Source organism: Pseudomonas sp. ICBG1301, from assembly GCF_016918385.1.
GTDB lineage: Bacteria > Pseudomonadota > Gammaproteobacteria > Pseudomonadales > Pseudomonadaceae > Aquipseudomonas > Aquipseudomonas palleroniana.
The window spans coordinates 422395-448853 of the sequence record NZ_JAEKGB010000003.1 but is presented as its reverse complement, the minus strand read 5'-3'; the positions used below and the strand labels follow the sequence as shown (position 1 = coordinate 448853).

Annotated in this window: 21 protein-coding genes and 1 riboswitch; of the genes, 7 read left to right on the top strand and 14 right to left on the bottom strand. The window is 61.4% G+C overall.

Translation table 11 applies throughout. The features are described 5' to 3' along the window. Positions 1 to 153: 153 nt before the first annotated feature. The 7 genes from parC to JBE38_RS09170 all read right to left on the bottom strand — a co-directional run bounded on the left by parC (position 154) and on the right by JBE38_RS09170 (position 8204). Positions 154 to 2418: a DNA topoisomerase IV subunit A gene (gene parC / locus JBE38_RS09200; RefSeq protein WP_060755122.1), complete on the bottom strand. Its 2265-nt coding sequence runs from the start codon at positions 2416 to 2418 to the stop codon at positions 154 to 156. Positions 2419 to 2491: 73 nt separating this feature from the next. Then, positions 2492 to 3487 (bottom strand): esterase-like activity of phytase family protein, encoded by a 996-nt coding sequence (locus JBE38_RS09195; protein WP_060755123.1) that lies wholly within the window; start codon positions 3485 to 3487, stop codon positions 2492 to 2494. Then, positions 3487 to 5391: a DNA topoisomerase IV subunit B gene (parE, locus tag JBE38_RS09190; protein WP_060755124.1), complete on the bottom strand. Its 1905-nt coding sequence runs from the start codon at positions 5389 to 5391 to the stop codon at positions 3487 to 3489. Before parE ends, JBE38_RS09195 begins: the two co-directional genes overlap by 1 nt. A 44-nt stretch (positions 5392 to 5435) precedes the next feature. Then, positions 5436 to 6044, bottom strand: a complete 609-nt coding sequence (locus tag JBE38_RS09185) for a YqiA/YcfP family alpha/beta fold hydrolase (protein ID WP_060755125.1) — start codon at positions 6042 to 6044, stop codon at positions 5436 to 5438. 187 nt (positions 6045 to 6231) lie between these two features. Further along, positions 6232 to 7047, bottom strand: coding sequence for a 3',5'-cyclic-AMP phosphodiesterase (gene cpdA / locus JBE38_RS09180; protein WP_205344169.1), 816 nt, complete (start codon positions 7045 to 7047; stop codon positions 6232 to 6234). 99 nt (positions 7048 to 7146) lie between these two features. Then, a complete protein-coding gene (locus JBE38_RS09175) occupies positions 7147 to 7596 on the bottom strand; it encodes a DUF1249 domain-containing protein (RefSeq protein WP_060755127.1) in 450 nt (149 codons plus the stop codon). Continuing rightward, complete coding sequence (locus JBE38_RS09170; RefSeq protein WP_060755128.1) at positions 7587 to 8204, bottom strand: NUDIX domain-containing protein; 618 nt, start codon at positions 8202 to 8204, stop codon at positions 7587 to 7589. Before JBE38_RS09170 ends, JBE38_RS09175 begins: the two co-directional genes overlap by 10 nt. Before the next feature lie 193 nt (positions 8205 to 8397). Between JBE38_RS09170 and JBE38_RS09165 the strand changes: the two genes are divergently transcribed. Beyond that, the gene (locus JBE38_RS09165) at positions 8398 to 9144 is read left to right on the top strand and encodes an RsiV family protein (RefSeq protein ID WP_104995353.1); all 747 of its coding nucleotides are present in this window, start codon (positions 8398 to 8400) and stop codon (positions 9142 to 9144) included. Here the strand turns inward: JBE38_RS09165 and cytX are convergent. Then, positions 9113 to 10402 carry a putative hydroxymethylpyrimidine transporter CytX gene (gene cytX, locus JBE38_RS09160; RefSeq protein WP_205344168.1) on the bottom strand — a complete coding sequence of 430 codons (1290 nt, stop codon included), beginning with the start codon at positions 10400 to 10402 and terminating at the stop codon, positions 9113 to 9115. The two genes, JBE38_RS09165 and cytX, sit on opposite strands and share 32 nt — an antisense overlap. Before the next feature lie 145 nt (positions 10403 to 10547). Then, entirely contained in the window at positions 10548 to 12452 is a 1905-nt protein-coding gene (thiC, locus tag JBE38_RS09155; protein WP_240202464.1) for a phosphomethylpyrimidine synthase ThiC, read from the bottom strand. A 147-nt stretch (positions 12453 to 12599) separates the two neighbouring features. Beyond that, a riboswitch (TPP riboswitch) is annotated at positions 12600 to 12705 on the bottom strand. A 196-nt stretch (positions 12706 to 12901) separates the two neighbouring features. Here thiC and JBE38_RS09150 point away from each other — a divergent pair. Continuing rightward, positions 12902 to 14341, top strand: coding sequence for a TolC family outer membrane protein (locus tag JBE38_RS09150; RefSeq protein WP_060755132.1), 1440 nt, complete (start codon positions 12902 to 12904; stop codon positions 14339 to 14341). 20 nt (positions 14342 to 14361) lie between these two features. Here JBE38_RS09150 and waaA read toward each other — a convergent pair whose 3' ends face one another. Then, complete coding sequence (gene waaA / locus JBE38_RS09145; protein ID WP_104995351.1) at positions 14362 to 15642, bottom strand: lipid IV(A) 3-deoxy-D-manno-octulosonic acid transferase; 1281 nt, start codon at positions 15640 to 15642, stop codon at positions 14362 to 14364. Between the two features lie 23 nt (positions 15643 to 15665). After that, positions 15666 to 16556 carry a LysR family transcriptional regulator gene (locus tag JBE38_RS09140; RefSeq protein WP_060755134.1) on the bottom strand — a complete coding sequence of 297 codons (891 nt, stop codon included), beginning with the start codon at positions 16554 to 16556 and terminating at the stop codon, positions 15666 to 15668. A 103-nt stretch (positions 16557 to 16659) separates the two neighbouring features. Here JBE38_RS09140 and JBE38_RS09135 point away from each other — a divergent pair, with 103 nt between their 5' ends. From JBE38_RS09135 to JBE38_RS09120, 4 genes are read left to right on the top strand one after another with little or no spacing between them, the layout of a single operon-like run. Next, positions 16660 to 16995 carry a DMT family transporter gene (locus JBE38_RS09135; RefSeq protein WP_060755135.1) on the top strand — a complete coding sequence of 112 codons (336 nt, stop codon included), beginning with the start codon at positions 16660 to 16662 and terminating at the stop codon, positions 16993 to 16995. 55 nt (positions 16996 to 17050) lie between these two features. After that, positions 17051 to 18226 carry an NAD(P)/FAD-dependent oxidoreductase gene (locus JBE38_RS09130; RefSeq protein WP_104995350.1) on the top strand — a complete coding sequence of 392 codons (1176 nt, stop codon included), beginning with the start codon at positions 17051 to 17053 and terminating at the stop codon, positions 18224 to 18226. Continuing rightward, positions 18223 to 19035: an aldo/keto reductase gene (locus JBE38_RS09125; RefSeq protein ID WP_104995349.1), complete on the top strand. Its 813-nt coding sequence runs from the start codon at positions 18223 to 18225 to the stop codon at positions 19033 to 19035. The genes JBE38_RS09130 and JBE38_RS09125 overlap by 4 nt, the downstream gene beginning before the upstream one ends. 41 nt (positions 19036 to 19076) lie before the next feature. Continuing rightward, positions 19077 to 20036, top strand: coding sequence for a metal ABC transporter ATPase (locus JBE38_RS09120; RefSeq protein WP_090367178.1), 960 nt, complete (start codon positions 19077 to 19079; stop codon positions 20034 to 20036). 18 nt (positions 20037 to 20054) lie between these two features. Here the strand turns inward: JBE38_RS09120 and JBE38_RS09115 are convergent, their stop codons facing one another. From JBE38_RS09115 to msbA, 3 genes are all read right to left on the bottom strand, one after another. After that, a complete protein-coding gene (locus JBE38_RS09115; protein ID WP_205344167.1) occupies positions 20055 to 20990 on the bottom strand; it encodes an NAD-dependent epimerase/dehydratase family protein in 936 nt (311 codons plus the stop codon). Continuing rightward, positions 20983 to 22407 (bottom strand): bifunctional D-glycero-beta-D-manno-heptose-7-phosphate kinase/D-glycero-beta-D-manno-heptose 1-phosphate adenylyltransferase HldE, encoded by a 1425-nt coding sequence (gene hldE, locus JBE38_RS09110; protein ID WP_205344166.1) that lies wholly within the window; start codon positions 22405 to 22407, stop codon positions 20983 to 20985. Before hldE ends, JBE38_RS09115 begins: the two co-directional genes overlap by 8 nt. Before the next feature lie 209 nt (positions 22408 to 22616). After that, positions 22617 to 24422, bottom strand: a complete 1806-nt coding sequence (gene msbA, locus JBE38_RS09105) for a lipid A export permease/ATP-binding protein MsbA (protein WP_198760880.1) — start codon at positions 24420 to 24422, stop codon at positions 22617 to 22619. A 158-nt stretch (positions 24423 to 24580) separates the two neighbouring features. On the opposite strand from msbA, the gene JBE38_RS09100 reads away from it, so the two are divergent. Further along, complete coding sequence (locus JBE38_RS09100; protein ID WP_090367182.1) at positions 24581 to 26458, top strand: bifunctional O-antigen ligase/aminoglycoside phosphotransferase family protein; 1878 nt, start codon at positions 24581 to 24583, stop codon at positions 26456 to 26458. Position 26459 lies beyond the last annotated feature (1 nt).

Below are 26459 nucleotides of genomic sequence, written 5' to 3'. Positions count from 1 at the left end.
CAAGGCGAACCACAACGTAATACAAAAAATACCTAAACACGCTCGGCCACGCCGGCGCTGGAAAGGCCATATCATCCGTGAATATGCGCCATGACTCCAGCGCCAAAGCGTCGATCTACGGGTTAAATCGTAGATCGAGCGTCTTAGTACGCCTTAAAGCGGCGCTTCCACCAACAAAGCATCCACTCGCTGGAAGCCTCGCGGCAGTTTGTTGCCTCGTCGACCGCGCTCACCCTTATAGTGTTCAAGGTCGTCAGGGCGCAGCGACAATGTGCGCTTACCGGCCTGAAGCACCAGGGTCGCGCCTTCCGGGATCACGGCGATGTCGGTCACGTACTCCTCACGACTGGCCACCCGCTCCCCGGGAATCCCGATAATCTTGTTGCCCTTGCCTTTGCCCAACTGCGGCAGGTCGCTGATCTTGAACACCAGCAAACGGCCTTCAGTGGTCACCGAGGCCAGCCAGTTGCTCTCACGATCATCCACCGGGCGCGGCAATATCACTTTGGCATTATTCGGCAGGCTCAACAGAGCCTTGCCCGCCTTGTTCTTGGCCTGCAGGTCTTCACCCTTGACCACGAAGCCGTAACCAGCGTCGGAGGCGATCACGTACAGCGCATCATCATCCGGCAGCAGCACACACTCGAAATTCGCACCCGGCGGCGGCGTAAGGCGGCCTGTCAGCGGCTCGCCCTGGCCCCGCGCCGAAGGCAAGGTGTGGGCCGGCACCGAATAGCTACGCCCGGTGGAGTCAATGAACACCGCAAACTGGTTGGAACGGCCGGCCGCAGCGGTCTTGAAGCCATCACCGGCTTTGTAGGAGAGCCCGGTAGCGTCAATATCATGCCCCTTGGCGGAACGAACCCAACCCTTTTCCGACAGAACGACGGTAATTTTCTCGTTCGGCAGCAGTTCGGTTTCCGTCAGCGCCTTGGCTTCCGCACGCTCGACGATTGGCGAACGACGTTCATCACCGTAGGTTTCCGCGTCTTTGATCAGCTCGCTGCGCACCAGCTTCTTGAGCTTGGCCTCACTGCCCAGCAGCGCTTGCAGCTTGGCTTGCTCCTTGAGCAGTGCGTCCTGCTCATCACGCAGCTTCATTTCTTCCAGCCGCGCCAGCTGACGCAAGCGGGTATCGAGGATGTAGTCCGCCTGGATCTCACTCAGCTCGAAACGCGCGATCAGTTCGGCTTTCGGGTGCTCAGCGGTGCGGATGATGTGGATCACTTCATCCAGGTTGAGGTAGGCAATCAGCAAACCGTCCAACAGGTGCAGGCGGCGCTCGACCTTGTCGAGGCGAAACTGCAGGCGGCGGCGCACGGTCTGCACGCGGAACTCCAGCCACTCCACCAGCAGGTTGCGCAGGTTCTTCAACTGCGGCTTGCCGTCCAGGCCGATAATGTTGACGTTGACGCGGTAGCTGGACTCCAGATCGGTGCTGGCGAACAGATGCTGCATCAGTACCTCGTGATCGACCCGGCTGTTGGTCGGGATGATCACGATGCGGCAGGGGTTCTCGTGGTCGGACTCGTCACGCAGGTCGGCGACTTGCGGCAATTTCGACGGTTTGGCCTGCATCAGCGCAGCGATCTGCTCCAACACCTTGGCGCCGGACACCTGATGCGGCAGCGCGGTGACGATAATGTCGCCATCTTCGATGTGGTACACGGCGCGCATGCGCACCGAGCCCTTGCCGGTTTCATACATCTTCAGCAGGTCGGCGCGCGGCGTGATGATTTCCGCTTCGGTCGGATAGTCCGGGCCCTGGATATGCTCGCAGAGCTGCTCGACCGTCGCTTTGGGCTCATCCAGCAAACGTACGCACGCCGTGGCGACTTCGCGCAAGTTGTGGGGTGGCACGTCGGTGGCCATGCCGACCGCGATGCCGGTGGTGCCATTGAGCAAAATATTCGGCAAACGTGCAGGCAACACCAAGGGTTCGTCGAGGGTGCCGTCAAAGTTCGGCCCCCAGTCCGCCGTGCCCTGGCCCAGCTCGCTGAGCAGGACTTCCGAGTAACGCGACAGACGCGCCTCGGTATAACGCATGGCGGCAAAGGACTTCGGATCATCCGGCGCACCCCAGTTACCCTGCCCGTCCACCAAGGTGTAGCGGTAGCTGAACGGCTGCGCCATCAGCACCATGGCTTCGTAGCAGGCCGAGTCGCCGTGGGGGTGGAACTTACCGAGCACGTCACCGACGGTACGCGCCGATTTCTTGTGCTTGGAGTCGGCGTCCAGGCCCAGCTCACTCATGGCGTAGACGATACGCCGCTGCACGGGTTTCAGGCCGTCGCCGATATGCGGCAAAGCACGGTCCATGATCACGTACATGGAGTAGTTGAGGTAGGCCTTTTCGGTGAAGTCAGCCAGCGACCGGCGTTCTACGCCATCTAAGCTGTCTGCGAGGATGTCACTCATGCGGGCCTCATCAATATCAGGTAAGGCGCAGCGGAATTGCCGCCGCGCTGAGTCAATTCAAAAAAACAGTGGTTCATGGCTGGGCGCTCCAGCCACCGGCCGGGGCGGCGAAACGATAGACCATTGGGCGTTTCTCACCATCGGCCCGTGGGCCGAAATTATTGTCGATGCCCACCCAGGCACCGTCTGCATCCACTATCAGGGCTTCAGCCAGGCCGTAGGGCTGGGCATAACGTCGGTTGGGCGTCAGCGCCTCGTCGGCAAATGACCAGCACAGCTCGACCTTGGCGGTGAGGGTATCGCGCCGGCAAATCTGGAACGCATTGCGCTCCAGGGTAAACAGCTTGCCGTTGTACAGCGCCAGATCGGCGAAGTCCTTGGACACCGCCTTGGCATTTTCAAACTGCGCCGGCTGCACTTCCTGGCCCGCTTCGCTGAGCAATACGCAGGGGCCGTCGCAGTCCCATACGCTTTGCCCGCGCTTGATGGCGATCAGGCCACGTCGCTCGCGTTCGGCCGCCAGCCAGATCTGATTGCCCTCGGCATTCACCGCCAGGCCCTCAAACAAGGCATTGAAGTGCAGCAACATGCCACTGGCCCGGGCTTCACGCACCATGCCAGGGGCGATTTTCAACCACTCGGCCGTCCCCGTTGCCGGCACCTGCAGCACCGCCGCATGGGCTTCGCTGACAATGTAACGATTGCCTGCGGCATCGCAGGTGATGCCTTCAAAATCCAGGTCGCCCCCGCGAATGAAGGACGCGGCCTTGGTCCGCGAACGCAAGCCCCACGGCAACCCGGAGTCAGGCACCGGTGGCACGTCGATCTTTACCGTTTCGGCCTTCCAGGTCGGCGCACTGATATCCAGGCGATAGATCTGGTCGTCGTCACGGTCCGACACCGTCCACAGCTCCTTGCCGCACAAGGCCAGGCCCGACAGGTTACCGCCGCGCATACCGTCCACCGGGTGTTCGCCTACCAGCTTGAGCTCAGCCACGGGCGCGGCGACCCCTTCGGTGGCCGCCAACCCGCTCAACATCAGGATCGCCAAGGCGAAACCTGTGCGCATCAGCCCAAAACCTCGGCCAGGTTGCCGTTGGATTCCAGCCAGGATTTACGGTCGCCGGCGCGTTTCTTGGCCAGCAGCATGTCCATCATTTCGGCGGTGGCGACGAAATCGTCCAGGGTCAGTTGCACCAGACGCCGAGTGTTCGGGTCCATGGTGGTTTCGCGCAGCTGCGGCGGGTTCATCTCACCCAACCCCTTGAATCGCGTGACCTGCGGCTTGCCACGCTTCTTCTCGGCCACCAGGCGATCGAGAATGCCATCGCGCTCGGCTTCGTCCAGGGCGTAGAAGATATCCTTGCCCAGATCGATACGGTACAGCGGCGGCATGGCGACATAAACGTGGCCGGCCTCCACCAACGGGCGGAAGTGCTGGACGAACAGCGCGCAGAGCAAGGTGGCGATGTGCAGGCCGTCGGAGTCGGCGTCGGCGAGGATGCAGATTTTGCCGTAGCGCAGCTGGCTCATGTCCTCTGCGCCCGGGTCCACGCCAATAGCTACGGCAATGTTGTGCACTTCCTGGCTGGCGAGGACCTCGCTGCCGTCGACTTCCCAGGTGTTGAGGATCTTGCCGCGTAACGGCAGGATCGCCTGGAATTCCTTGTCCCGCGCCTGCTTGGCGGAACCACCGGCGGAGTCACCCTCCACCAGGAACAGTTCGGAACGCATCGGGTCCTGCCCCGCGCAATCGGCCAGTTTGCCTGGCAGTGCCGGGCCTTGGGTGATGCGCTTGCGCTCGACTTTCTTGCTCGCCTTCAGGCGTCGGCCGGCGTTGCTGATCGCCAGTTCCGCCAGGGCCAGGCCCAGCTCAGGGTGCTCGTTGAGCCACAGGCTGAAGGCATCCTTGACCACTCCGGAAACAAACGCCGCCGCTTCACGGGACGACAGGCGCTCCTTGGTCTGGCCGGAAAATTGCGGTTCCTGCATCTTCATCGACAGCACGAACGCGATGCGCTCCCACACGTCTTCCGGCGCCAGCTTCACGCCGCGCGGCAACAGACTGCGGTATTCGCAGAACTCGCGCATGGCGTCCAGCAAACCCTGGCGCAAACCGTTGACGTGAGTGCCGCCCTGAGCGGTGGGGATCAGGTTGACGTAGCTTTCCTGCACGCTGTCGCCACCTTCGGGCAACCACAGCAGAGCCCAGTCGACGGCCTCTTTATTACCCGCCAGGCTGCCGCAGAACGGCTCGTTGGGCAGGCGTTCGAAATCGCTGACCGAGTCTTCCAGATAGGAGCGCAGGCCGTCTTCGTAGTGCCACTCGACCTTCTCGCCGGTGCCTTTGTCTTCAAAGGTGACGAGCAGGCCCGGACACAACACGGCCTTGGCCTTGAGCACATGCTTGAGGCGGCTGATGGAGAATTTCGGTGAATCGAAGTATTTCGGGTCCGGCGCAAAGTACACGCTGGTGCCGGTGTTGCGCTTGCCAACGGTGCCGATCACTTCCAGGTCGGTGGCCTTGTAGCCATCGGCGAACGTCATCTGGTACTCGTTGCCGTCACGCTTGACCTTGACCCGCACCAGCGTGGACAGGGCGTTGACCACGGAAATGCCTACACCGTGCAGGCCGCCGGAGAACTGGTAGTTCTTGTTGGAAAACTTGCCACCGGCATGCAGCTTGGTGAGGATCAGCTCGACGCCCGGCACACCCTCTTCCGGGTGGATGTCCACCGGCATGCCGCGACCATCGTCGGACACTTCAAGGGAGTGGTCGGCGTGAAGAATGACATGCACCGACTTGGCATGCCCGGCCAAGGCTTCGTCGACGCTGTTGTCGATGACTTCCTGGGCAAGGTGGTTCGGCCGACTGGTGTCGGTGTACATGCCGGGGCGTTTGCGCACCGGGTCGAGGCCCGAGAGGACTTCGATGGCGTCGGCGTTATAAGAGCTAGCGCTGGGAGTGGCCATGGGGTCTCGTCGTGAGTCGTTCGATTAAAAAATGACCTGCGACTTTACAGTGCCGCAAAGTCGAAGGATTGATACTGATCTGCGCCGATGCCGGCAAAACTCAACATCGCCGGCAATTGCTGGGCGAACCCTTGGTAACCATGGTCGCCACCGGCCTGGATACGCAAGGCACAGGCCCGGTAATACTGTTGGGCGAGGCGATAATCCAGGGTTTCATCCCCGGTCTGCAACCACACCTGGTAACGCCCGGCGTCCAGCGGCGCCGGCACTTCCAGCTCGGCCAGGGCCGCGACGTGATCGTGGGTCAATTCCCAGGCCTCACCGGTGTAAAGATTGGTCTGAGTGCCCAGGTAACCATCGAACATCCGATGGGGGCTGACCGCCGGGTTGACCAGCAGCGCCTTGAGGCCATGGCGCTCGGCAAGATGGGTTGCATAGTAGCCGCCGAGTGAGCTGCCGACCAGCAGCGGCCGCCCCAACTGCGCAATGGCCTCCTCCAATTGAGGAATCGCCTGACGCGGGTGGTGATGCAGCGCCGGCACGCGCAACTGGTCGGCCAAGCCGAGGCTATCCATCACAGCAGTCAACTGGCTGGCCTTGTTGGACGCAGGCGCGCTGTTGAAACCGTGGATATACAAGATCGAAGCGGACATGCCGGGCTCTCCGTGCTGCAGCCAAAGAGGCGCAGTTTACAGGCATCAAGGTGGTTGTAGTGAGCGGGCTTGCCCCGCGCCGGGTGGCGCAGCCACCCTGATAAGATCGCCGCGGTGTTCCAGTGAGGCCGAGGGGCCTGGGTTTGGGGCGGCTGCACCACCCGGCGCGGGGCAAGCCCGCTCACTACTAGTAGCCGTTACTGCCGTAATCTATGGTGAACACAAAATTTTTTACCCGCTCAACACCGGTTTCCAACCGTCCGTCGGCATGCAGGCGCAGCCAGCGGTAGCCCGGCGCCTGCTCGCTGACCTGGAAGTCTTCACTGCCCGGGGCGAACTGGATGCACGTGGACGGCGAGGCCAGCAGGCGCACGCCGTTGCGTTCGCCATCAATCTCTTGATGCACATGCCCCCAGAGCACAGCCCTGACCTGCGGGAAACGGTCGAGCACGGCAAACAAGGCTTCCGGGTTGCGCAGGCCGATCGGCTCCATCCACGCACACCCGATGGGCACCGGGTGATGGTGAAAGCACACCAGGTGGTGCCGGTTCGGCGCTTCGCTCAGGGCCTGGGCGAGCAATTGCAATTGCTGGTCTTGCAGGTAGCCAGGCACCGAGCCGGGCACGGCGGAATCCAGCAAGGTGACCCGCCAGTGGCCAATGTCGAGCACCGGCTCCAGCAAATCGCTGTGCACAGCAGCGTGGGCCATGATGTGCGGTTCGTCATGGTTGCCGGGGATCCAGCGCGCCGGCGCGTCGATCTGACGGGTCATGTCACGAAACTGCTGATACGACTCAAGCGTACCGTCCTGGGACAAATCGCCCGTCGCCAGCACCAGATCGATCTGCGGCTGCTGCGCGCGCACCAACTCGATCACCCGCTGAAGGCTTTCGCGGGTGTTCATGCCCAGCAACGTGCCGCTTGCCTCGGCAAACAGGTGGCTGTCAGACAGTTGCACCAGCAATGCGGGTGCGTCAGGGTTCACGGTGGATACGCTCGGCAAGGCGATCTCCCAAGACAATCACAGGAAAATGGACGACTGGCGCGATTATGCTGGGCAGGACACAAAGAGGAAACCTGGGGAAGCAGACGCAGTTCACATCTACCGCACGACTTCGAACTCGTGGCCCAGGGCCAGGCAGTGGCTCAACCACTCACCGAGGAACACATTGAGCTGTGCTTTCTCATCGGGCTGGTGCATGAACACATTCGGGTACGGATAGATGCTGCGAAAACGCCGCGCATGTTCGGCGCTGATCACTTCGGCCATCCGTGCATCGTGGTACACCTGCACTTCCAGCTGCGGCACCGGCAACCATGGCAGGCTGTGTTCCTGACGCACGCGCAGGGTGGTGGTGTAGGGGCAGTTGATGATGACTTCAAGCGTCAACACGCCGAGCATCTGGTCGCCATGGGTCACGGCAATGCGCCGTGCCTCGGGCGCATGGCGCATGTCGGGAAGCAGGCGCATCAGCCGCGCATAGTTGGCCTCGCAGGCGGCTTGAAGCCCGATCAGGTCAACTCGATATCGTTCCCGTGCCTTTACTGCCATAACCCCCTCACTTCCGCGCGATTAAGCGCAAGCCATTGCAGGGCAATGATGCTGGCTGCATTGGAAATCTTACCGTCACGCACCGCCTGCAGAGCATCTTCGAACGCCCAGCGGGTGACGCGGATATCTTCGGCCTCTTCTTCCAGTCCATGGACGCCGCCGGCGCCTGTGCTGTCGCAACGGCCCAGGTACAGGTGGACGAATTCGGTACTGCCGCCGGGCGAAGGGAAATACTTCGTGATCGGCCATAAAGCGGAGAAGGTCAGCCCAGCTTCCTCCTCGGCTTCGCGGTGTGCAACCTCCTCCGGTTGCTCGTCCTTGTCAATCAGCCCCGCAACCATTTCCACCAGCCAGGGGTTGTCGGTACGGCCCATGGCGCCTACGCGAAACTGCTCGATCAACACCACTTCATCACGCTGCGGGTCGTAAGGCAGCACGCAGACTGCGTCATGCCGAACGAAGACTTCGCGGTTGATCACCCGGCTCATGCCGCCATCGAACTTTTCATGGCGCAACTGCACGCGATCAAGCTTGTAGAAGCCCTGGTAGGCATTGTCGTGCTGAACGATTTCGATCTTGCTCGGCGTCGACTTCGCAATGTCCGTCATATCCATTCCCGTTGTACCCATACAATTGGCGCCATCCTAACGCGCTCACGCCCCCGGATGCAGCCCCTTTCCAGTTGCCGGGATAGACGGCGGGCGTCAAACTCACTCTCATCAGTCTAGTGGCGAACTGACTGCCTTGTGGGCAGTCCAAGCGCTACTCTTTTCGCTTTCCATCGATTTACGAAGGACGCACATGTCGCTTTTAAAAATCGCCTCCGTGGCTTGCATTGCCTTGACTCTGGGTGCCTGCCAGAGTCTGTTCCAACCCAGCTATCTCAAACCGCTGGACACCCAGCCGGACGCCTCAGAACAGATCAAGCCCGGCTGCAACAGCCCGGATTGCCCGCTGGTCAACATCGATACCGTGCATTTCCCCACCGAGCCGCAACTCGACACCCTGGTGGAACAGCGCCTGCTGCAGATGACCCGGACCACGCCGGGGGCAAGCGTGCCGCCGACCTTGAACGCTTACCGGGACAAGTTCCTGCGCGAGTCCGCCGACCGCAACAGCATGTATCTGCAAGCCAAGGTACGCGAGCAGCATGACGGACTGGTGATCATCGAAGTGTCCAGCTACCTGGATACCGGCGCAGCCCACGGTGAGCCGGGCCGTGGTTTCATCAACTATTCGCGCCTGCTGCACAAGGAGCTGAGCCTCGCCGACATGTTGCTGCCAGGCCAGGAACAGGCGTTCTGGAACACTGCGAAAGTCGCTCACAACAGTTGGCTGATCAACTCGCAGATGGACCGTGACCCGGAGTTCGTGAAGAACTGGCCATTCCAGAAGACCCCGAACGTGGCCTTGACCAGCAACGGCGTGGTGCTCAAGTACAACGTGGCCACCATCGGCCCGTACGCATTGGGGCTGATCGAAATGACCATCCCCTACGCACGTCTCACCGGCGTACTCAAGCCTGAGCTGATGCCTGCACGCCACTGAAGGCCCGGCCCAGGATGAACTGCAGCAGCCCTGCCAGCACCAGCGCCGGCAGGGTCGCGCCGATATTCGGATACAGGTTGGCCAGCAGGTGATAGGCAGCGATGCCGCCCATCCAGGCCACCAGCGCCGGCCAGTGCAGATGAGTGACGGCGCCGCGGCCACGGCGGCGCAGGATGAAGTGGTCCACCAGCACCACGCCGAACAACGGCGCAAACACTGAGCCGATCAGCAGCAGGAAGTTCTGGTATTGCGCCAGCGGCGCAAGGCAGGCGATCAAGGTGCAGACCACCCCGATGACCAAGGCCAGGTGCTCGACCTTCCAGCGCAGTAGCATCCCGCTGGACACCGCCGCCGAGTGAATATCGGCAAAGGCGTTTTCCGTTTCATCCAGCAGGATCAGCAACAGCGGAATCCCCAGGCCCGCACCGGCCAGCGCGAGCAATAGCGCATTCACTTCGCCGCTGGGCGCAAACGCCAGGGTGTAGGCCACACCCAGGCTCATCAGCCAGAAATTACCGATAAAGAAGCCCAGCGCGGTACCGCCGAACACGCTTTTTGCGCGTTTGCCGAAACGCGAGTAGTCGGCAATCAGCGGCAGCCACGACAGCGGCATGGCGATCGCGATATCAAAACCCACCGCGAACGGCATCGTACCGTCACCGGCCTGGGACCACAGCGCAGCGAGGTCGGCCTTGGCGAACAGGTTCCAGGTCAGCCACAGGCAAGCGGCGAGCAGCAGCCAGATGCCCCATTTGCGCAGGATCTGGCGTACAAAAGTCAACGGACCGCTGACCGCCAGCAGGGTCGCCAAACCACCGAACACCAACGTCCACAACAGAGGGCTCGCCAACAGGCTGCCTTCGCTGAACGCCCGCGTGCCCAACAAGCTGGCGGCGTCGCGCATGACGATAATTTCGAACGAGCCCCAGCCGACCAACTGCAGCAGGTTCAGCAACGCCGGCAGGCTCGCGCCCCGGGTGCCGAGGCTGAGTTTGAGGGCCGCCATGGCGGACAGGCCGGTATCGCTGCCGATTACGCCGACGGCGGCCAGCAACAGCACCCCTGCCAGGGTGCCGAGGAAGATCGCCAGCAAAGAGCCGGACAAGCCCAGCCCCGGCGCGAGCAAGGCACCGGTCTGCAGGACCATCAGGCCGATGCCGAGGGAGAACCACAGGGAAAACAGATCGCGGGCGCCGAATACGCGCTTGTCACTTGGCACTGCTATCTCAGGAGAGTAGGTACTCGGTTGAATGCTCAAGGTGGGTATCTCTGAGGGGCATTGGTTGTTTGTTGGAGTGCTATCGGGGGCAAGCCCCTCCCACTGTTTGAACTGCGAACACATTCAAACGTGTGGGAGGGGGCTTGCCCCCGATGACGCCCGTACAGGCGCCCAGCATCTGCGATCAGACTTTTTTGTAGAGCTGGCTGCCTTCCTGCTTGAACCGCTGCGCCTGCTCGGCCAAGCCCTTGGCCACGTCCACATCCACCGCATCGATCCGCTGGTTGGCCGCGTAGTCACGCACTTCCTGGGTGATCTTCATCGAGCAGAATTTCGGCCCGCACATCGAACAGAAATGCGCGACTTTGGCCGAGTCTTTCGGCAGGGTTTCGTCGTGATAGGAACGCGCGGTGTCCGGATCCAGGCCCAGGTTGAACTGGTCTTCCCAACGGAACTCGAAGCGCGCCTTACTCAAGGCGTTATCGCGGATCTGCGCGCCCGGATGCCCTTTGGCCAAGTCGGCGGCGTGGGCTGCGATCTTGTAGGTAATGATCCCGGTCTTCACATCATCCTTGTTCGGCAAACCCAGGTGTTCCTTGGGCGTGACGTAGCAGAGCATGGCGCAACCGAACCAGCCGATCATCGCGGCACCGATACCGGAGGTGATGTGGTCGTAGCCCGGTGCAATGTCGGTGGTCAGCGGGCCGAGGGTATAGAACGGCGCCTCGTCGCAGCACTCCAACTGCTTGTCCATGTTCTCCTTGATCAACTGCATCGGCACGTGGCCGGGGCCTTCGATCATGGTTTGCACGTCGTGCTTCCAGGCCGTCTTGGTCAGTTCACCGAGGGTTTCCAGCTCACCGAATTGCGCGGCGTCGTTGGCGTCGGCAATCGAGCCCGGGCGCAGGCCGTCGCCGAGGGAGAAACTGACGTCATAGGCCTTCATGATTTCGCAGATTTCGTCGAAATGCGTGTAGGTGAAGTTCTCTTTGTGGTGCGCCAGGCACCACTTGGCCATGATCGAACCGCCACGGGACACGATGCCAGTGACGCGTTTGGCGGTCAGCGGCACGTAGCGCAGCAGGACGCCGGCGTGGATGGTGAAGTAGTCGACGCCCTGCTCGGCCTGTTCGATCAGGGTGTCACGGAACAATTCCCAGGTCAGGTCTTCGGCGACGCCACCCACTTTTTCCAGTGCCTGGTAGATCGGCACGGTGCCGATCGGCACCGGCGAGTTGCGGATGATCCACTCGCGGGTTTCATGGATGTGCTTGCCGGTGGACAGGTCCATCACCGTGTCCGAACCCCAGCGAATGCCCCATGTCAGTTTCGCCACTTCTTCTTCAATGGACGAACCCAGGGCGCTGTTGCCGATGTTGCCGTTGATCTTCACCAGGAAGTTACGGCCGATGATCATCGGTTCCAGCTCGGTGTGGTTGATGTTCGCCGGGATGATCGCGCGGCCGCGTGCGATTTCCTCGCGCACAAATTCCGGGGTGATGATTTTCGGCACGCTGGCGCCGAAGCTGTGGCCGGCGTGTTGCTGGTCGAGCAGGCCACTGGCGCGGGCCTCTTCGAGCTTCATGTTTTCGCGGATGGCGACGTATTCCATCTCGGCGGTGATGATGCCTTTGCGGGCGTAGTGCATCTGCGTGACGTTGGCACCGGCCTTGGCGCGGCGTGGGTTCTTTACATGGGCGAAACGCAGCGCAGTCAGTTCGGCGTCGTTGAGGCGCTGCTGGCCGAAGTGCGAGCTCAGGCCGGGCAGGCGCTCGGTGTCGCCGCGCGATTCGATCCATGGCGAACGCACATCGCCCAGGCCTTTGCGCACGTCGATGATCACATTCGGGTCGGTGTAGGGGCCGGACGTGTCGTAAACGGTGACCGGCGCGTTGATTTCGCCGCCGAAGTCGGTGGGGGTGACGTCCAGGCTGATTTCGCGCATCGGCACGCGGATATCCGGGCGAGTGCCCTGCACGTAGATTTTTTGCGAGCGGGTAAAGGGTTGCACGGAGCCGGTGTCGACCTTGGCCGATTCACTCAGGTGCACGGTATTTTTCAGTTTTGTACTTTTTATTTCTGTGCTCATCACGGGCTCTCCAACTATCCAGGCGGTGGATTTTTGTCGGAGCGAACCTGAGACGGATGGACGCACTGAAAACAGTGCTGTGCTTGGCGCACGGAGTGTTCGATTGTCGAACATTCATCCCGGACGAAGCACAAGAGGACTCGCCGGGTGACGAGAAATCTTGTTCCCTACGCAGGCGCTAACCTGATCAGGTTCAACGGGATCCGGTATTTACCGATCTCAGCCTTCCAACAAGGCACCCCGACAAGAACGCAGGCAGTCTAGACCATGGCATGGGCAAATTGCCAATAGCGCTGCATTCAGCGTGATGAATGGCATGATTGCGGGATTGTTGCGCCGGGTCAGCGCCACTACACTCGGTTGCCGCCACAATGCTTGACGCCAGGAACGGCCAGCCTTAGCCTTGGGCGCCAAATTATCACCGTAATATTCAATCTAGGGATCGCCTCATGCTGCGCAAACTTTCACTGGCGCTTGCCGTGTCTTGTGCAACCAACGGAATGGTCTGGGCAGCTGAAGCGCCCCTGACGACCAAAACCGACCTGGTCAGCGTTTACCAGGAAGCGGTGGACAACAACGCCGACCTGGCAGCCGCACGCGCCCAATATGGCGCACAAAAGGAAGTGGTGCCCCAGGCCCGCGCCGGCTTGTTGCCCAACCTGTCGGGCGGTGCCGATATCAACACCGTGCGCACCCAGATCGACACGCCGGCCGCCACCGCCAACCGCGACGCTCACTCCTGGCGCGCGACCTTGAGCCAGCCGCTGTTCCGCGCCGATCGCTGGTTCCAGCTACAGGCTGCCGAGGCCACCAACGAGCAGGCCGCGCTGCAACTGTCGGCCACCGAGCAGAACCTGATCCTGCAAAGCGCCGAAAGCTACTTTGCCGTGCTGCGCGCCCAGGACAACCTGGCCTCGACCAAGGCCGAAGAAAACGCCTTCAAGCGCCAACTGGACCAGTCCAGCGAGCGCTTCGACGTGGGCCTGTCGGACAAGACCGACGTACTGCAATCCCAGGCCAGCTACGACACCGCGCGCGCCAACCGGATCCTTGCCCAGCGTCAGGTGGAAGACGCCTTTGAAGCGTTGATCACCCTGACCAATCGTCAATACAACTCGATCCAGGGCATCGTCCACACACTGCCGGTGTTGCCACCGCTGCCGAACGACGCCAAGGCCTGGGTTGAAACCGCCGGCCGCCAGAACCTGAACCTGCTCGCCAGCAACTACGCCGTCACCGCCGCCGAGGAAACCCTCAAGCAACGCAAGGCCGGGCATGCCCCGACACTCGATGCGGTGGCGCAATATGAGAAAGGCGACAACGACGCCCTCGGGTTCAGCAACCCGAATGCCTTTGGCACGCCCTATCGCGGCGATGTGGAACAACGCACCATTGGCCTGCGCCTGAACATTCCGATCTACAGCGGCGGGCTGACCAGTTCCCAAGTGCGTGAATCCTACTCGCGCCTGGGCCAGACCGAGCAGCAACGCGAAGGCCTGCGGCGCCAGGTGGTGGAAAATACGCGCAACCTGCACCGCGCAGTGAACACCGACGTGGAACAGGTACAGGCACGCCGCCAGTCGATCATTTCCAACCAGAGCGCGGTGGAAGCCACGGAGATCGGCTACCAGGTGGGTACGCGCAACATCGTCGACGTGCTCGATTCACAGCGCCAGCTCTATGCGTCAGTGCGCAACTACAACAACAGCCGCTACGACTACATCCTCGACAACCTGCGCTTGAAGCAGGCGGCGGGCACCTTGAACCCGGGGGACTTGCAGGACCTGGCGCGCTACCTCAAGGCTGACTACAACCCGGACAAGGACTTCCTGCCGCCGGACCTGGCCAAGGCCGCCGCCGAACAGCTCAAGGCCCGCCCGGGTAATTAAGCACAGCGCCTACAATCGAATCAGTGCTGATCCAATAGCCTGTCCAGGCCATCCAGCAAGCGCTTGAGCGCGCCCTGGTTGGCCTGCATCACCTTGAGCCCAGCCTGCGCCATCTTGCGCGCATCCTGTGGCAGCTCGAACAGCTGGCGCACAGCTTCGGCCAGACCTTGGGCATCGTCGACTTCGCGCAACGCCCCCGCCTCATGCATCATCGCGCTGATTTCGAGGAAGTTGAACCGGTGCGGCCCCATGATCACAGGCAGGGCCAGCGCCGCCGGCTCCAACGGGTTGTGGCCGCCGGTCGGCACCAGGCTGCCGCCGACGAAAGCACTGTCGGCCAGGGCATACAGAAACAGCAACTCGCCCATGGTGTCGCCCAGCAACACGGAGGTCTGCGCGGTCACGGAGTCACCGCTGGAGCGACGCACCGTGGCGAATCCTCGTTGCCGGCACAACTCAAACATCGGACCGAAACGCTCCTGATGGCGCGGCACCAGAATCAGCAACGCATTGGGATAGCTCTCGAGCAACTGGCGGTGGGCCGCCAGCACCACTTCATCTTCGCCTTCATGGGTACTGGCGGCGATCCACACCGGGCGCTCGCGCGCGCCCCATTGCTCCCGCAGGGCGGCGGCGCGCAGCGGCAGCTCGGGGTCGACAGTCAGGTCGAACTTGATCGAACCCGTGACTTCAACGGTTTCCGGGCGCGCACCCAGGCTCAGGAAACGCTCAGCCTCGGTACGCGTCTGCACGGCGAACAGGCTCATCTCAGCCAGCATCGGCGCGGTCAGTTTGGCGAAACGCCCATAACCCTTGGCCGAGCGCGCCGACAGTCGCGCATTGGCCAGTGCCACCGGAATGCCACGCTGGTAGCAGGCATGGATGTGATTGGGCCACAGCTCCGTCTCCATGATCACCGCGAGTTTCGGCTGCACCTGATCCAGAAAACGCTTGGCGGCGCACGGCACGTCATAGGGCAGGTAACAATGCTGAATGCGCGGCTCATTGGCGAACAACGCCTGGATACGCTCGGAACCGGTGGGCGTCATGCAGGTGACGGTGATCGGCAGCGTCGGGTGGCGCGCCATCAGCCCGCGTATCATCGGCGCGGCAGCGATGCTTTCGCCGACCGACACCGCATGCACCCAGATCCCGCCCGGCCGCATCATCGGCAGGCCATAGGAAAACCGCTCGCCCACGCGCTTGGCATACGCCGGCGCCTTGCGCGCGCGCAGCCACAGACGTAAAGCCACCAACGGCAGCGCCAGGTAAAACAGACAGCTGTAGAGAGTTCTATTCATGGCGGCGGAGTTTATCGGCTTTTTCAGTCGATCGCCTGCAAGCACTCGGCAAATCGTTCAGCCAGGAAGCGTGCGGCAGGCCCGAGGTGTTCATCCCGACGCCAGACCAGTTCCACCACCAGGGCCGGTGGCGTCCATTCGCTGTCCAACTCGACCATTTGTTGCTGATAGGTGGGGTACTGCACGATATGCCGCGGCAGCCAGGCCCAGCCCAAGCCACTCATCAACCATTCGGCCAGCACATAGAAACTGTCGGCGCGCCACACCAGAGGGCTGGCAGCCTCACTGCCGGGGTACACACTGGTCTGGGTCGACATCAACAGTTGGCGAAACTGTGCCAGGCGCTGGCAATCCACATATCGCTCCTTGGCGAGCGGGTGGTTCACGCCGCACACCGTGACCATTTCCACACTGCCCACCACCCGCCGCTCAAGCGCCTCGGGGATTTGGTCGTGATAGAACAGCAGGCCCAGGTCGGCTTTGCGCTCCACCAACTTACGCGCTACGTCGCCTTGGGCAGCGCTGGACAATTGCACTTCCAGCAACGGGTATTGCGCGGCCAGCGCTTCAAGGCTGTCGAGTACCGGCTGGAACAACATGGCTTCGTCCTGGGCCAGGCGCAGACAGGCTTCTTCACCCCGGGTCAAGGACAGCGCCCGACCATTGAGCCGCTCACACTGGCGCAACACCTCACGCGCCTCCTCCAGCAACACACTGCCCGCCTCGGTCAGGCGTGGCTGGCGGCCACTGCTACGATCAAACAGGCTCAGCCCCAGGTCCGCCTCAAGCAAGGCAATCCCATTGCTCACCGCCGATTGAGCCTTGCGCTGGTCACGGGCCACCGCGGAAAACGAACGCTGCTCGGCGACACTGACAAACAGGCGCATCTGCTCAAGGTTCCACTGCACGCTCATGGCCTAACCCATCTTTAATTCGGATAGGTAATGACTTTACCGCATCTTGGCAGTCGCTAGAATGCCGACCTTATCTAGCACGCAACACACCGAGGATTACCCCATGAATGTCGCCTACCTCTACCTGGCCATTGCCATTTGCTCGGAAGTGATCGCGACCGTTTCCATGAAAGCGGTCAAGGGCCTGAGCACACCCATCCCGCTGATGCTGATGATTGTGGGTTATGGCGTAGCGTTCTGGATGCTCACCCTGGTGGTGCGCAGCGTACCGGTGGGCGTGGCCTATGCGGTATGGGCAGGGCTGGGGATCGTGATGGTCAGTGTCGCGGCATTGTTCATCTACGGGCAGAAGCTGGATGTCCCGGCGATGCTGGGGATGGGCCTGATCGTACTGGGCGTGGTAGTGATTCAGTTGTTCTCGAAAACCGCCGGGCACTGACCGCTACTCAACAGGCTGTATACTGCGTCCCTTGTCTTGAACACTGAGGTCGCCGATGCCATCCGTTATTTCCACCGACGTACTGATTGTCGGCGCCGGGGTTGCCGGCCTCTGGCTGAATGCGCGCCTGCGCCGCCAGGGGTTTTCCACGGTACTGGTGGAAAGCGCCACCCTGGGCGGCGGGCAAAGCGTGAAGTCGCAGGGAATCATTCACGGTGGGGCGAAATATGCCCTGCACGGCGCGCTCACCGGCGCGTCCGAAGCCATTGCCGACATGCCGCGCCGCTGGCGTGAAGCCCTGGCAGGAACGGGCGAGCTGGATTTGTCCGGCGTACGCTTGCTGTCCGAAGCCCACTATCTATGGTCCCCCGGCACGCTCGCCGGCAACCTCACCAGCTTCTTTGCCAGCAAGGCCGTGCGCGGGCGTGTGGACCAGGTCAAAGGCGACGAATTGCCCCCCGCCCTGCAGGATCGCCGCTTCAAGGGCAAGGTCTATCGCTTGGCCGAACTCGTGGTGGACGTGCCGAGTGTGATTCAACGCCTGGCGCAACTGGGCGGTGATAGCCTGCTCGCCGCAAAGCAGATCGAACCGCTGCGCGAAGACGACCACTTGGTGGGCTTGAAGGTCGATGGCCGCGAGATCCGCGCGCAACGCATCGTGTTGAGTGCCGGCGCCGGCACGGCTGACTTGCTCGGCGCCCTGGGCCTCAGCCAACCGGCCATGCAGAAACGCCCCCTGCATATGATCATCGCCAAGGGCCCAGGCCTGAAGCCGCTGTATGCCCATTGCCTGGGTGGCGGCACCAAGCCGCGCCTCACCGTTACCACCCACCCGGCAGCGGATGGCAATTGGGTGTGGTACATCGGCGGAGATATCGCCGAAGCCGACGGTGTGGCACGTACCCCTGAAGAACAGATCGCCACGGCACAAAAAGAACTGGCGCAACTGCTGCCGTGGATCGACATGAGCCAGACCCAGTGGGCCACCTTGCGGGTCGACCGCGCCGAGCCGCTGCAATCGGGTCTGAGCCGCCCCGACAATGCATTCCTCGCCGAACAGGGCCGCCTACTGGTGGGCTGGCCGACCAAGCTGGCCCTGGCGCCGGACTTCGCCGATCGCGTGCTCGACAGCCTGGAACGCGACGGTATCCGACCCGGCGCCGGCGAGCCTCTGCCCGACCTGCCGAAACCCGCGATCGGCGTGCCTGCCTGGGAGCAACTGTTGCCATGAGCCTGCCTACCTTGCACGACCTGCATCGCCCCCTGGGCAGCACGGGCCTGATCGTCTCGCCACTGGGCCTGGGCACCGTCAAACTGGGCCGCGACCAGGGCGTGAAATACCCCAGCGGCTTTCAGATCCCCGACGATGACGAAGCGCGAATGTTGTTGCGCCAGGCCCGACAGCTGGGCATCAACCTGATCGACACCGCCCCCGCCTACGGTCGCAGCGAAGAACGCCTGGGGCCGCTGCTACGTGGCCAGCGCAAGGATTGGGTGATTGTCAGCAAGGTTGGCGAAGAGTTTGCCGACGGCGTATCCCGTCATGACTTCAGTGAGGCCCACACCCGCCTGTCGATCGAGCGCAGCTTGAAAAGACTTGAAACGGATTTTATCGATCTGGTGCTGGTGCACTCCGACGGCAATGATCTGCACATCCTCAACGATTGTGAGGTTTACCAAACCCTGGCGGCACTGAAAAAAGAGGGCAAGATTCGCGGCTTCGGCTTCTCCGGCAAAACCGTTGAAGGCGGTATGAAGGCTCTGGAACAAGGCGATTGCGCGATGGTCACCTACAATCTGAACGAGCAGGCCGAGAAGGCCGTGATTGATTACGCCGCGACCCATGGCAAAGGCATCCTGGTGAAAAAAGCCTTGGCCAGCGGCCACGTTTGCCTTGAGCCCGGAATGGATCCAATTCATGCCAGTTTCATGTTGTTGTTTGCGCAAACGGGCGTCGCCAGTGCTATTGTCGGGACCATCAACCCGCTGCACCTGGCCCATAACGTGGCGACCGCTGCCCAGGTCATTCGTCAACTCTGATGCCGCCGACGCGGCCGACCCCGTCGCAAGAAGGAGCCGACATGCCGCGAACGCTCATAAGAAAAAACCCCAGCAACTTCAAAACACTGCCGCTACACGTCGAAGCCACCCCCGAGGGCCTGAGCTACCAGAGCGTCGGCATGCCGCTCAACTTCGCCCAGACCCTGCAACGGCGCAAACCGGTAGACGTACCGAACGCCGAGCGCTTTGCCCTGGAACTGGCCAACCTTGGCGTGTCGGTGCGACTGACGCTGCATTGGCAAAACAAGGACTACTGGGTGCTCGTGCGCCAACGCCGCCAGGACCGTGGCGATGTGGTGCTCAAGCTGATCTCCGGCTACGTCCCGGCCCATGAATTGAACCTGCCGCTGCACACCGCCATCCAGGAAATTGCCGAAGAGTGCCTGCTCGAAACCCCCGAAGGCTGGCTCGGCGGGCGCTTCAACGACACCTGGCTACCGGCGCCCTACTCCGCAGCCCTGCACTACCGTGAAGCCTTGCCCTTTCGCCTCAGCCCACTGTCTGGCGCGGCGCGACCGGTGCGTTGCGCAACCACTCAATTGATCGAGCGCCCACGGGCTTATGTGCACCTGCCCACCGCATCGCTGCAGCTGATTTATGACTTGAGGCTGGAAGTACCGAAGGAAGCCAAGTCCCTGAGCCTGTTCCATGTCGATGAGCGCCTGGAAGGTGACCAGTTGGTCGCCCGCCTGGACCGCCAGCGCCCCGACCTGTACCTGATGCCTCTGAAAGACGGCCAGCCACTGGCCGAGCTTTACACCGTCAAGAAAGACCAACTGTACCCGGCGAGCACACGGGGTTTGTACCTGGCGGAAAGCTTCGCCCAACAGGAAGGCTGGTTGGTGCGTGATGAGCGGATTCGCTGGAAAGACTGGCTCAGGCAGCAAGGCCTGGCAGAGCCGGAGAAAGAGTCGAGATTGAAGCATCTGGCACAGCGGATGCTGCGCAAAATCGTGCCAAAGAAAAAAGCCAGCCGATAAAGGCTGGCCTCTTTACCGTCAGCCTCTGAGCAAACGCTCCAGGCCCACCTTCAACGGCGTGGGCTCGGGCAGCGTAAAACTCGCCAGCAGCCGTTGGTTATTCGCCCGCGAATGTCGGATATCCCCAGAGCGTGCAGGCCCGTAAGTCACAGCCGGCAACTTGCCGACGATGTCTTGCAAGGCTTGCAGTACGTCCTTGAGCGTAGTGGTGCGGTTCCAACCGACATTGATTGCACCCAGCGGTGCAGCGGGCGCTTCAATGGCCTGTACCAGCACGTCCACCAGATCTTCCACGTACATGAAGTCACGGGTTTGCTCGCCATCGCCAAACACGGCGATCGGCACGCCTTGCTGCGCGCGCTCGCTGAAGATACTGATCACACCGGAATACGGCGATGACGGATCCTGGCGCGGCCCGAAGATATTGAAGAAACGGAAGATCACCGGCTCCAGGCCATGCTGGCGGCGGTAGAAATCGAAGTAATGCTCACTGGCCAATTTATCGGACGCGTAAGGCGTCAATGGCGCCTTGGTGGTTTCTTCGGCAATCGAAGCCCCCTCGCCATTGTTGCCATAGACCGCGGCGCTGGAGGCATACACCACACGCCTGACGCCAGCCTTGCGCATGGCCTCACAGACATTCAAGGTACCCACAAAATTGCTCTGGTGCGTGCTGACCGGGTCATCCACCGAGGCCTGCACCGAGGCCACTGCAGCCAAGTGCACCACGGCAGCCGCGCCGACGGCGGCCTTCGCCACCAGGTCCGCATCGGCGACATTACCTTCAATCAGCTCCAAACGCGGGTTATCCATCGGCAAGTTGCTGCGTTTGCCGGTGGACAGGTTATCCAGCACCCGCACGCCATAGCCTTTGGCAAGCAACGCGTCCACCAGGTGCGAGCCAATGAAGCCCGCACCGCCGGTAATCAGGACCCACTTATCAGAGTTACTCATTGTTGCGGATCTTCTCGACAATCGCGGTGGTCGAGCTGTTCTCAACCAAGCCCAGCACTTTGACCTTGCCGCCGTAGGCGCTGACGATGTCGGCACCGACCACCTGGTCGACGGAGTAGTCACCGCCCTTGACCAGCACGTCCGGCTTGACCTGGGCCAGCAAGTTTTCCGGGGTGCCTTCGGGGAAGCTGATCACCCAATCCACCGCGCCCAACCCCGCCAGCACCGCCATGCGACGGTCAACGCTGTTGATCGGACGGCCCGGACCTTTCAAGCGACTGACCGAAGCATCGTCATTGACCGCAACGATCAGGCGATCGCCTTGGGCACGCGCCTGCTCCAGGTAAGTCACATGGCCGGCATGCAGGATGTCGAAGCAGCCATTGGTGAACACAATGCTTTCGTTGTGGGCACGCGCATCGTCAATCGCCAGCAGCAACTGCTCGATACTCAGTACGCCACGCTCGGAACCTTCGGAACGCTGGATCGCCCGGCGCAGCTCAGGAGCGCTGATGGCCGCCGTACCCAGTTTGCCAACCACAATGCCTGCCGCCAAATTGGCCAGGGCCACGGCGTGAGGCAATTCTTCACCTGCCGCGATAGACGCGGCCAAGGTAGAAATGACGGTGTCACCGGCACCAGTGACATCGAACACTTCACGGGCACGCGCCGGCAGGTGCATCGCCGGGTGGCCTGGGCGCAACAGGGTCATGCCGTGCTCGCCACGGGTCACCAGCAAGGCGCCCAGGTCGAGGTCGGCCATCAGCGCCGCACCCTTGCTCACCAATTCATGCTCATCGGCGCAACCACCGACGATGGCTTCGAACTCACTGAGGTTCGGCGTGATCAGGCTGGCGCCCCGATAAATCGAGAAGTCCTTGCCCTTGGGATCGGCCAGCACCGGAATGCCCTTGGCCTTGGCGGCCTGAATCAGCACCTGATGGTTCCTCAAGGCACCTTTCCCGTAGTCGGACAACACCAGTACCTTGATGCCTTCGAGCAACTCGTCAACCTGGCTGCCGAGAGCCAAGGCGTCGGTAGCGAAGGGTTCTTCGAAATCGATACGCAGCAACTGTTGGTGCCGGCTCATGACCCGCAGCTTGACGATGGTCGGCTGATGGGCGATACGCTGGAACACCGCGCGCACGCCGGCCCCGCGCAGGCTGTTGGCCAGGCTGTCGGCGGCTTCGTCGTCGCCGGTCACCCCCACCAGGGAGGCTGGAGCGCCGAGCGCGGCAATATTGAGGGCAACGTTGGCAGCACCACCTGGACGGTCTTCGATTTGCTCGACCTTGACTACCGGTACCGGTGCCTCAGGGGAAATCCGTGAGGTACCACCATGCCAGTAACGGTCGAGCATGACATCGCCGACCACCAAGACAGGGGCTTGATCGAATCGCGGCATGGACAACTTCATGGTGCAACCCACATACAAAATGAACAGGGGCGCGATATTAGCACAGGGTTTGCGATGGCTTGTGACTAGCGCGACGCCGAATCCACTACGGGGCGAATGCTGGAGGGGGCGTGCCCGCCGATAGGGAAATATCAGCCGGCATTTCTGCAAGCTGACACTTCGCTATCGGGGGCAAGCCCCCTCCCACATTGCCCTGTGTACCTGTCGAATCAGGTGATATCGGCCGATACCGGCGTATCCAGGCCCATGGAGTGCAGGCGAGCATAGTAGCCATTTTGCGCGAGCAACTCGCCGTGGGTACCGCGCTCCACGATACGGCCATCGTCCATCACCAAGATCAGGTCAGCCTTCTCGATAGTCGACAGGCGGTGCGCGATCACCAGGGTCGTGCGACCTTGCATGACGTTGTCCAACGCCGCCTGAATGTGGCGCTCGGACTCGGTGTCGAGCGCCGAGGTGGCCTCGTCGAGAATCAGCAGCGGTGCATTCTTGAGCAGTGCACGGGCAATCGCCAGGCGCTGGCGCTGGCCACCGGACAACAACACGCCGTTTTCACCGACCTGGGTATCGAAGCCCTTGGGCAACTGGTCGATGAAGTCCTTGGCATTGGCATCCGCCGCCGCGGCTTCAACCGCCTCCCGTGGTGCTCCGGCCAGGTCGCCGTAGGCGATGTTGTTGGTCACGGTGTCACTGAACAGGGTGACATGCTGGGTTACCTGGGCGATATGCTTGCGCAGGTTGAGCAGCTTGTAGTCTTCGATTTCGACGCCATCGAGCAGAATCTCCCCACTCTCGTGGTGGTAAAAACGCGGGATGAGGCTGGCCAGGGTCGACTTGCCGCTGCCTGAACGCCCAACCAGCGCAATCATCTGCCCCGGCTCGGCGATGAAACTGATGTCCTTGAGCACATGACGCTCAGTGCCGGGGTAAGTGAAGTTCAACTGGCGTACTTCCAGGCGCCCGCTGACCTTGTCGCGCTCGATAGTGCCGTGGTCGACTTCAACCGCCTCGTCCAACTGCTCGAAAATGCTTTCAGCACCGGCGACACCTTTCTGGATGGTCGAGCTGACTTCCGACAGTTGGCGGATCGGCTTGGGCAACAAACCGGCCAACGTGATGTAGGCGACCATGTCACCGGCGGACGCATCGCCACGAAGATACAGAACCAGGAACATCAATACCGCCATGGCGGTGTAGATCACCAGTTGCAACGCCGGCGTGTAGATCGCGCCCGTACGGGTCATGCGCAGTTGCTTGTCAGTATTGCTCTGGCTGGCCTTGAGGAAACGCTTCTCCTCGTAGACTTCACCGCCGAAGCTGCGCACCACGCGATAGCCCTGGATGGTTTCCGAAGCCACGTGGGTCACGTCCCCCATCGCCACCTGGATCTTTTTGCTCTGCTTGCGAAATTTCTTGCTGGCCGTGCTGACCATCACCGCAATCAACGGCAGGATGGCGATCATGACCAGCGTCAGGCGCCAGTTCATGAACAGCAGGGAGGCGAACAGGAAGATCACCGTCATGCCTTCACGGATGACCACCTTGATCGCATCGGTTGCCGCACCTGTGACCATGGTCACGTTGAAGGTGATGCGGGAAATCAGGTGTCCCGAGTTGTGGTTGTCGAAGTACCGGTTAGGCAGCGTCAGCAGGTTGTTGAACAACTGCACCCGCAAATCGTGGACCAGGCCCAGGGAGACCTTGGCCAGCAGGTAGTTGCCCAGGAAAGACCCCAGGCCCTGCCAGGCGGCGATCAAGATGATCAGCAGCGGCACGGCCTGCAGCAGTTGCAGGTCCCGCAGGAACGGCACGGTGGGGAACAACACGGCTTGCGGGTTGGACAGGCCATCGACAAAGTACTTGAGGATGTAACCCAGCATCGGCTGGGTTGACGCGAAAATCAGAAATCCGACGATACTCAACGCGAACAAGCCCATGTAAGGCTTAACGTAGCTGAGCAGGCGGAAGTATATTTTCAAGCTCGAAGGGCTTGCGCTCGGACTGGAGTCGGTCATATCACGCGGCGTTTTGAAAAAGGAGGCTGACTTTAGCACAGCTTCTCTGTTGTACTTGCACCCGGCTTGCCCCTCGGCCCGGCTGGATCCGACCGAAGACATTATATAGCCACTATCTTAAGATGGTCGGTTTTCTCTCTCTGGAATGGCTTTACTGTATGCACTCCAAGCGCCTTACTTACGGCTCAAATCGCGTTTTCGACTTCCTGGTCCTTTGGATTTTGCCCATTGGTTTGTTGCTGCTCCTGAGTTCGCTGTTCTTCGTGTCCAACCGCAATGTATTGCACCGAATCGTCTACGTCCTGTTTACCGTACCGACCTTGTTGATGTTTTTGCAGCGCCCCCGAGAGCTCAGGGAACTGCTGCGTGAACCCTTGGCAATCGCGTTCCTGGCCTTCGCAGGTTGGGCTATGACCAGCCTGCTGTGGAGCGTTGAACCTACCCTCGACAGCGACCTGCTCAAGCGCCCATTGAACACCTTCCTCCTGTTTGGCGGCTGCGCGCTGCTGCTGCATTACCGCGCCGAACTGTTCAAACCGATTTTCTTCGGCGCTGCGGTGATCGCCCTGGTGGTGTGCCTATGTAATCTCGTGGCGTTCGTCAAAGGGTTCCAACCGGGCATGCGTATGATCGGGGGACGTGGTGCCCTCGATAACCCGCTGCTCAGCTCGCATTTGTTCGGTTTCTTCTGCGTTTACTGGCTGTATATCTGCATGACCACCAAGCGCTTCCAGGTGCTGTGGCTCAGCGTGCCGGCCATGATGATCATGGCAGCAGCCTTGCTGGCTACCGGCTCACGGACACCTTTGGTAGCCATGGCTCTCGCCGTCCTGTGGCTGAGCTTCCTCAGCCGTAACCGCCGCGCCGCGCTGCTGATTACCAGCTTGGTAATAGCTCTGGTCGGGTTACTGATCCTATATCCAGAAGCCATTACTGAACGCGGCAGTTCGTTCCGCTTTGAGATATGGAGCCTTGCGCTGCAACGCATTGCCGAGCATCCATGGATCGGCCACAGCTATAACTCCGAGCTGTACCTCACCCTCTCGGATGGCTATCAACTGTACGAACCTCACAGTTTTGCCTTGGGCGTTCTCTACTATGTCGGCATCATCGGCTTCATCCCGTGGGCATTCATGCTCGGATGGGGGCTGTATAAGGGACTTAAACAACGTGCCCAGCCGTTGTTTATCCTGGCATCGACGCTGTTGGCGTACGGCATCGGCGCGGGCCTCACCGAAGGTGGCGGCATCCTTTCGCGGCCCAAGGAGCACTGGTTCCTGTTGTGGATTCCGCTGGCACTGCTGGCCGGGCTGAGCATCGCCCAGCGTCGTCGCAGCCTGCTGGACACACCGGTCAAAACCCTCACACCGCAGGCATTTGACCAGCTATGCTGCAACGCCCACGTAATCGAGGCCGACGGCCTGGGCCCGAAGGTCCTGCGCCTGGAGGACGGCAGCTTCCTCAAACTCTTCAGAGCCCGCCGCTGGTATACCTCCGGCTGGTTCAACCCTTATTCGGAACGCTTTGCCAGCAACGCTGCGCAGCTTCGTGCACTCGGCATCGTCGCGCCGACCATCCTCGACCTCTACAGCCTGCGCGACGGCAGCACCGCCGTGCGTTACCAGCCGCTGCCGGGGCTGACCGTGCGCCAGACCCTGCAAAGCCTGGACAGCAGCCTGCGCGGCGCTCTTGTGGAGCGTCTAGGTCGGTACATAGCCCTGCTTCACGAACGAGGCGTGTACTTCCGCTCTCTGCACCTGGGCAATGTACTGTTCATGGAAGACGGCGAGTTCGGGCTGATTGACGTGGCGGATATGCGCCTGTATCCGTCGGCACTGCGCAACGCCCTGCGTCAACGCAACCTCAAGCACATGCAGCGCTATTCGCAAGACCGCAACTGGTTGTTCGAGAGCCATTTTGAACAACTGATGCAAGGCTATGCCGCCGTCGCGTCGGCACAAGCCACGCTGAAGATCCGCGAAAAGGCACAGACGCTGCGTCCGACAGAACAGGATACAAGCCCCGCCAGCAGGTGAC

Bases quoted from the DNA above. Each gene is read 5' to 3' on its own strand.
- JBE38_RS09130 (WP_104995350.1), top strand. From the start codon at position 17,051: ATGCCATCCGTTATTTCCACCGACGTACTGATTGTCGGCGCCGGGGTT.
- JBE38_RS09140 (WP_060755134.1), bottom strand. From the start codon at position 16,556: ATGAGCGTGCAGTGGAACCTTGAGCAGATGCGCCTGTTTGTCAGTGTC.
- thiC (WP_240202464.1), bottom strand. From the start codon at position 12,452: ATGAGCACAGAAATAAAAAGTACAAAACTGAAAAATACCGTGCACCTG.
- parC (WP_060755122.1), bottom strand. From the start codon at position 2,418: ATGAGTGACATCCTCGCAGACAGCTTAGATGGCGTAGAACGCCGGTCG.
- parE (WP_060755124.1), bottom strand. From the start codon at position 5,391: ATGGCCACTCCCAGCGCTAGCTCTTATAACGCCGACGCCATCGAAGTC.
- JBE38_RS09170 (WP_060755128.1), bottom strand. From the start codon at position 8,204: ATGACGGACATTGCGAAGTCGACGCCGAGCAAGATCGAAATCGTTCAG.
- JBE38_RS09165 (WP_104995353.1), top strand. From the start codon at position 8,398: ATGTCGCTTTTAAAAATCGCCTCCGTGGCTTGCATTGCCTTGACTCTG.
- msbA (WP_198760880.1), bottom strand. From the start codon at position 24,422: ATGACCGACTCCAGTCCGAGCGCAAGCCCTTCGAGCTTGAAAATATAC.
- JBE38_RS09195 (WP_060755123.1), bottom strand. From the start codon at position 3,487: ATGCGCACAGGTTTCGCCTTGGCGATCCTGATGTTGAGCGGGTTGGCG.
- hldE (WP_205344166.1), bottom strand. From the start codon at position 22,407: ATGAAGTTGTCCATGCCGCGATTCGATCAAGCCCCTGTCTTGGTGGTC.
- JBE38_RS09150 (WP_060755132.1), top strand. From the start codon at position 12,902: ATGCTGCGCAAACTTTCACTGGCGCTTGCCGTGTCTTGTGCAACCAAC.
- JBE38_RS09115 (WP_205344167.1), bottom strand. From the start codon at position 20,990: ATGAGTAACTCTGATAAGTGGGTCCTGATTACCGGCGGTGCGGGCTTC.
- JBE38_RS09100 (WP_090367182.1), top strand. From the start codon at position 24,581: ATGCACTCCAAGCGCCTTACTTACGGCTCAAATCGCGTTTTCGACTTC.
- waaA (WP_104995351.1), bottom strand. From the start codon at position 15,642: ATGAATAGAACTCTCTACAGCTGTCTGTTTTACCTGGCGCTGCCGTTG.
- JBE38_RS09185 (WP_060755125.1), bottom strand. From the start codon at position 6,044: ATGTCCGCTTCGATCTTGTATATCCACGGTTTCAACAGCGCGCCTGCG.
- JBE38_RS09120 (WP_090367178.1), top strand. From the start codon at position 19,077: ATGCCGCGAACGCTCATAAGAAAAAACCCCAGCAACTTCAAAACACTG.
- JBE38_RS09125 (WP_104995349.1), top strand. From the start codon at position 18,223: ATGAGCCTGCCTACCTTGCACGACCTGCATCGCCCCCTGGGCAGCACG.
- JBE38_RS09175 (WP_060755127.1), bottom strand. From the start codon at position 7,596: ATGGCAGTAAAGGCACGGGAACGATATCGAGTTGACCTGATCGGGCTT.
- JBE38_RS09135 (WP_060755135.1), top strand. From the start codon at position 16,660: ATGAATGTCGCCTACCTCTACCTGGCCATTGCCATTTGCTCGGAAGTG.